The sequence below is a fragment of the Amycolatopsis kentuckyensis genome, assembly GCF_002155975.1.
Classification (GTDB): domain Bacteria; phylum Actinomycetota; class Actinomycetes; order Mycobacteriales; family Pseudonocardiaceae; genus Amycolatopsis; species Amycolatopsis kentuckyensis.
Genome location: NZ_MUMI01000539.1, coordinates 1 through 2,696, shown reverse-complemented (window position 1 = coordinate 2,696; position 2,696 = coordinate 1). Strand labels below are relative to the sequence as shown.

The following is a 2,696-nucleotide window of genomic DNA, read 5'->3' as shown; positions in this document are numbered from 1 at the left end:
CCTGGCGGCCCCGGAGGCCCTGGCGGCGCCGGAGGCCCGGGTGGTCCCGGCGGCCCCGGCGGCCCCGGAGGCCCGGGTGGTCCCGGCGGCCCCAAGGACCCCAATGACCCCAATGACCCCGGCAAGCACGGCAAGCCCGAGTTCTACGACGGCAAGGGCGGCGGCCTCTGGTACCCGAAATTCGCCGTCCCGCCGAAGAAGCGCAACGCCTTCCTCGGCTGCGCCCTCATCCCCTACATGTGCTGCACCTGCCAGTTCTGCTGCCGCGATCCCTATCCCGGCCCGTGGAGCGGCAAACCGATCGAAGCCTGGGGATGCGATTGCGACTGCTGCGACTGCTGTTCCTGCTGTGACTGCGGCTGCTGACGAGCGCGAGCCGCCCGCCGGCCCCGTCCAGGGCCGGGCGCCGGCGACGACCGCCGTCGACGGCGGGACCGGCACCCTGTTCCGAGCCCGCTGACCAGGCCCGACGGAAATTGTCGGTGGGTCGGCCTACTCTGGTCGACGTGGCTTTCGCAACCGAACACCCCGTACTCGCCCAGTCCGACTTCCGGCCCGTCTCGGAGATCCCGCGGACCGGCGGCCGGTTCGAGGTGGTCAGTGACTACCAGCCCGCCGGTGACCAGCCGGCGGCCATCGACGAGCTCGAACGCCGGATCAACGCCGGCGAGAAGGACGTCGTGCTCCTCGGCGCCACCGGCACCGGCAAGTCGGCGACGACGGCGTGGCTGATCGAGCGCGTCCAGCGGCCGACGCTGGTGATGGCGCCCAACAAGACCCTGGCCGCCCAGCTGGCGAACGAGCTGCGCGAGCTCTTCCCGCACAACGCGGTCGAGTACTTCGTCAGCTACTACGACTACTACCAGCCCGAGGCGTACATCGCGCAGACGGACACCTACATCGAGAAGGACTCGTCGATCAACGACGACGTCGAGCGGCTGCGGCACTCGGCGACGATGAACCTCCTTTCCCGCCGGGACGTCATCGTGGTCGCGAGTGTCTCCTGCATCTACGGCCTCGGGACACCGCAGTCGTACCTGGACCGCTCCTCGAAGCTCGAGGTCGGCATGCAGCTCGACCGGGACGTCTTCCTGCGGGCGCTGGTCGACGTCCAGTACACCCGCAACGACATCGCCTTCGCGCGCGGCACGTTCCGCGCCCGGGGTGACACGGTCGAGATCATCCCGGCGTACGAAGAGCTCGCGATCCGGGTCGAGTTCTTCGGCGACGAGGTCGAGAAGCTGTACTACCTGCACCCGCTGACCGGCGACATCGTCAAGGAGGTCGACGAGGTCCGGATCTTCCCGGCGACGCACTACGTCGCCGGCCCGGAGCGGATGGAAAAGGCGATCCAGGGCATCGAGAAGGAGCTCGAGGAGCGGCTCGCCGAGCTGGAGCGGCAGGGCAAGCTGCTGGAGGCGCAGCGGCTGCGGATGCGCACGGCCTACGACATCGAGATGATGCGCCAGGTCGGCTTCTGCTCCGGCATCGAGAACTACTCGCGCCACATCGACGGCCGCGGCGCGGGCACGGCGCCGGCGACGCTGATCGACTACTTCCCGGAAGACTTCCTGCTGGTGATCGACGAGTCGCACCAGACCGTCCCGCAGATCGGCGGCATGTACGAAGGCGACATGTCCCGGAAGCGCAACCTGGTCGAGTACGGCTTCCGGCTGCCGAGCGCGGTGGACAACCGGCCGCTGACCTGGGAGGAGTTCTCCGACCGGATCGGCCAGACCGTGTACCTGTCGGCGACGCCGGGGCCGTACGAGATGGGCCAGGCCGGCGGCGAGTTCGTCGAGCAGGTCATCCGGCCGACCGGCCTGGTCGACCCGAAGGTCGTCGTGAAGCCGACCGAGGGCCAGATCGACGACCTGGTGCACGAGATCCGGGAGCGGGCGGACAAGGACGAGCGCGTCCTGGTCACGACGCTGACGAAGAAGATGGCCGAGGACCTGACCGACTACCTGCTGGAGCTGGGCATCCGGGTGCGCTACCTGCACTCGGAGGTCGACACGCTGCGCCGCGTCGAGCTGCTGCGGCAGCTGCGCGCGGGCGACTTCGACGTGCTGGTCGGCATCAACCTGCTGCGCGAGGGTCTCGACCTGCCGGAGGTCTCGCTGGTGGCGATCCTCGACGCGGACAAGGAGGGCTTCCTCCGGAGCGGCACGTCGCTGATCCAGACGATCGGCCGCGCGGCGCGAAACGTGTCGGGCGAGGTCCACATGTACGCGGACAAGATCACCGACTCGATGCGGCACGCGATCGAGGAGACGGACCGCCGCCGCGAGAAGCAGGTGGCGTACAACAAGGAACGCGGCGTCGACCCGCAGCCGCTGCGGAAGAAGATCGCGGACATCCTCGACCGGGTGTACAGCGAGGCGGAGGACACCGAGCAGGTCTCGGTCGGCGGTTCGGGCCGCAACTCCTCACGCGGCAAGAAGCCCGAGCAGGGCGACCGGGTGCGAAGCTCGGGGATGCTGGTCGACAAGGACGTGTCGGCGATGCCGCGCGCCCAGCTGGCAGACCTGATCCAGCAGATGACCGACCAGATGATGCAGGCGGCCCGCGACCTCCAGTTCGAGCTGGCGGCACGCCTCCGCGACGAGATTTCGGACCTGAAGAAGGAGCTGAGGGGCATGGACGCGGCCGGCATCAAGTAGCGGTCGGTCGCCTCCAGGGCCAGGGCCAGGGCC

General features: G+C 69.1%; 1 protein-coding gene and 1 pseudogene. Both read left to right on the top strand.

The genetic code is table 11. The features are described from left to right. Nucleotides 1–366 (top strand): annotated as a pseudogene (locus CCN39_RS52230) (DUF5685 family protein); the annotation flags it as partial. Between the two features lie 140 nt (nt 367–506). Continuing rightward, the gene (gene uvrB, locus CCN39_RS40985; RefSeq protein WP_167455331.1) at nt 507–2,663 is read left to right on the top strand and encodes an excinuclease ABC subunit UvrB; all 2,157 of its coding nucleotides are present in this window, start codon (nt 507–509) and stop codon (nt 2,661–2,663) included. Nucleotides 2,664–2,696: the final 33 nt, after the last annotated feature.